Source organism: Pseudomonas sp. P5_A2_2, assembly GCF_054177685.1.
Window position 1 is genome coordinate 1 of the sequence record NZ_JBGCUL010000481.1, and the last position, 3,435, is coordinate 3,435.

Here is a 3,435-nt window from a genome sequence, read left to right on the forward strand (position 1 = left end):
CAGCATGGCCTTGCGTTTTACTCAGGCCAACGGCCAGCAGTGGCGCACCGGGATGAACAGCATGCCGGTGTTCCCGGTGGGCACGCCCGAGGCGTTCTATCAATTGCAGAAAGCCCAGTCGCCAGACCCGGCCACCGGCAAACCGGACCCCAAGACGGTATCGGCGTTTTTTGATTCGCACCCGGAAGCCGCACCGTTCCGGGCCTGGATCAAGACTGCCAAGCCGTCGGCCAGTTACGTGACCGAAAACTACAACAGCGTCAATGCGTTCTACCTGGTCAACGCGGCCGGCCAACGCCAGGCCGTGCGCTGGAACATGGTGCCACTGGCCCAGGACGCACCGGGGGGCACGGCACCGGAGGGCAATGATTTCCTAGAGAAAGACCTGGTTCAGCGAATTGCCGCCGGCCCGTTGCGCTGGCAGTTGAACATCACCCTGGCCAACCCCGGCGATCCGGTCAACGACGCCAGCAAGGCCTGGCCCGAAGGGCGCAAGGTGTTGAACGCTGGCACCCTGGTGCTTGAAAAGACTCAACCGCAACTCAACGGTGAATGCCGTGACATCAACTACGATCCGCTGGTGTTGCCTGCCGGGATCGAAGGTTCCGACGACCCGTTGCTCGCCACCCGTTCAGCCGGTTACGCCAATTCCTACCTGCGTCGCACCAGCGAAGTCAGCCAGTTGCCCGCCGCCAAACAGGAGGCCCAGCAATGAGCAACCAACCGAACCACTTTGCCCCGCTGGCGCGCCTGCTGCACTGGCTGATGGCGCCGATGATCATCGCGATGCTGTTTATCGGCGCCGGCATGGTCGCCTCGGTGTCCGAGCGTCATGAATGGCTGATTCATCTGCACAAACCCTTGGGCATCGCGATTTTGCTGTTGGTGATCGTGCGCCTGGTGGTGCGTTTCTCCACCACACAGCCACCATTGCCCGCGGACTTGCCGGGTTGGCAGATGCGGGCGGCCAAGGCGTCGCATGTGTTGCTGTACGCCTTGATGCTGGTTCTGCCGCTGTTGGGCTGGGCGATGATTTCGGCGTCGGGCGAGCCGGTCATGCTCAGCAGTTCGCTGCAACTACCGTCGATTGTGCCGGCGAACGCGCAGGTGTTTGCGTTTTTGCGCAAGGCGCACGGGTATCTGGCGTATCTGTTGTTTCTGACTGTGTTGCTGCATTTGGCGGCAGCGTTGTTTCACGGATGGGTGCGTCGCGATGAGGTGCTGGACAGCATGTTGCGGGGTAAGGATCGCGGATAATAGCTGGGTAAAAAAAAGATCGCAGCCTGCGGCAGCTCCTACAGGGAAACGCATTCCAATGTAGGAGCTGCCGCAGGCTGCGCTCTTTTGATCTAGAAGGGCAATCAACGCAAGGTGTCGACCATGTCCGCAATGGTGGTGAGTACATCCTTGCCCAACTGCTTCGAGCGCTTGCCCGACCAGCCCGTCAACGGATTCGGATGATCGTCGTGATCCTTGAACGGCATTTCCAGGGTCAACGACAGACAGTCGTACTTCTGCCCGACGCTGTTACAGGCCAGCGTCATGTTGGCCCGGCCCGGTTCGTCGCGGGTGTAGCCGTACCTGGTCTGGAAGTCTTTGGTGGTGTGCTTCAGATGACTGCGGAAGTGCTCCTCGAGCTTTTCGATCCGCGGCGTGTAACCGGGGTTGCCTTCGCAACCGGCGGTGAATACGTGAGGGATTTCCTCGTCACCATGGGCGTCGAGGAACATGTCGACGCCGTACTTTTCCATCTGCTGCTGAACGAACAGGACTTCCGGGCTGATTTCCTGGCTGGCGCTCTGCCAGGCGCGGTTGAGGTCCTGGCCCATGGCATTGGTGCGCAGGTTGCCGTGGAAAGCACCGTCCGGGTTCATGTTTGGTACCAGGTACAGATCGGCGCTGGCCAGCAGTTTATTCAGCACAGGGTCGTCGTGTTTTTCCAGGCGCTCGATCACGCCTTCCATGAACCACTCGGCCATGTGTTCACCCGGATGTTGCTGGGCAATCATCCATACCTTGCGTCGGCCCTCGGCCCCGGTGCCTTTGCGCAACAATTGAATGTCGCGACCTTCGACACTTTTGCCGGTGGCCAGCAGTTCGGTGCCGGCCTTGGTCAGTGCCTGCTCGATCAGCCAGTCGTGGCGGCCACGGCTGTAGGGTTCGAAGTAAGCGAACCAGGCGTGGGTCTGCTCGGCTTCGAGGCTGAAACGCAGGCAATCGCCTTCGAAAATGGTCGGTACGCGGAACCAGTTGACGTGATCGTAGGACGCCACCGCCTGATAACCGGTCCAGGCCTTGTTATAGGAGGATTGGCTGGCATTGTTCAGGCGAAACCAGTGCTCCTGGCCAACATGCAGGCCGCTGGCCTTGAAGTGGAACCATTGGAAATGGTTGCTTTTGGTATCGGGGCGGATCGCCAGCAGGGRCTTGAGCGGGTCGCTGACATCGATTACCTGGATGTTGCCGCTGTCGAAGTTGGCACTGATGTCGAGGGAGGATTTAGCCACGGTTGGGTTCCTGATCAAGATTTTTATGGCGGCCACTTTACACGCAAGTGCAGGGCCTTAGGAGCGGAGAAAAACCGTCTTACCACCAAGGCGCCTGTTCACTTTGCGACTCAAGGTTTGCCACGAAGTCCTCCAACCAAGCGTAGCGATCATCCGTGTTACCACCAGCACCGTTTTGTGGCCTTCAGGTGACAGGATGGGGCATTTCAACTCGTTCCGGATCAATACTCTTGTCTGCAACCAGTCATCGTGATGGCTGATACATCAATGTAATCAAATGCCTGCATTCGATTCGCTGATTCTGGCATGCAATGTGCCTTTTTGGCTTTATGGATAATTGGATACAAAAATACAAAAGGTGCACTGATGAAATTCGCCCCTGCCTATACCGAGCGCCAGCCTGTCACTGCTGAGGAGGAGGCTTACAACTTTCTTCTGGAGGCCATTTGCAAAGGACGTTACCGCACCGGCGAACGGCTGATCGCCGAGGACATCGCCGGTGAAATCGGCATGAGCCGCATGCCGGTGCGCGAAGCGTTCCGCCGTCTGGATGCCGACGGCCTGGTGACGTTGCGGCCCAATCGCGGCGCCATCGTACGGGGCCTGAACATCGACGAAATGCGTGAAGTGTTCGAGATGCGCAGTGCCCTTGAGGGGCTCGCCATCCGGGTGGCTGTCAGCAAAATGACCGAGCGCCATTTCAGCCATCTGGAGCGTCTGCTCGACGAGATGGACGACTACCGCGAGGACGGTGCCGAGTGGGTCAGCCGTCATCGCGCCTTCCATGAATACCTGTGCAGCCTGAGTGAACGCCCGCGCCTGATGCGGCAAATTTCGGCGCTGTATTCGGTGATCGAGCCGCACATGCGCCTGTGGCTGCAACATGCCGAAAAGCCCCGCAGTGCCCGGGACGAACACGCCGCGATCG

The 3,435-nt window shown here is 59.2% G+C and carries 4 protein-coding genes; 3 read left to right on the top strand and 1 reads right to left on the bottom strand.

Annotated features, from left to right (window positions below; all coding sequences use genetic code 11):
• Together ACXRVY_RS20780 and ACXRVY_RS20785 are read left to right on the top strand one after the other, a co-directional pair.
• Nucleotides 1-715, top strand: a 715-nt coding sequence (locus ACXRVY_RS20780; protein ID WP_458238129.1) for a catalase family peroxidase, incomplete at its 5' end; no start/stop codon positions are given.
• Nucleotides 712-1,257, top strand: coding sequence for a cytochrome b (locus ACXRVY_RS20785; RefSeq protein ID WP_223461479.1), 546 nt, complete (start codon nucleotides 712-714; stop codon nucleotides 1,255-1,257). The genes ACXRVY_RS20780 and ACXRVY_RS20785, both read left to right, overlap by 4 nt.
• 104 nt (nucleotides 1,258-1,361) lie before the next feature.
• On the opposite strand, the gene ACXRVY_RS20790 is transcribed toward ACXRVY_RS20785, so the two are convergent.
• Entirely contained in the window at nucleotides 1,362-2,507 is a 1,146-nt protein-coding gene (locus ACXRVY_RS20790) for a M14 family metallopeptidase (protein WP_458238130.1), read from the bottom strand.
• A 366-nt stretch (nucleotides 2,508-2,873) separates the two neighbouring features.
• Here ACXRVY_RS20790 and ACXRVY_RS20795 point away from each other — a divergent pair.
• Nucleotides 2,874-3,435, top strand: a 562-nt coding sequence (locus ACXRVY_RS20795) for a GntR family transcriptional regulator (RefSeq protein WP_458238131.1), incomplete at its 3' end; no start/stop codon positions are given.

Bases quoted from the DNA above. Each gene is read 5' to 3' on its own strand.
- ACXRVY_RS20785 (WP_223461479.1), top strand. From the start codon at position 712: ATGAGCAACCAACCGAACCACTTTGCCCCGCTGGCGCGCCTGCTGCAC.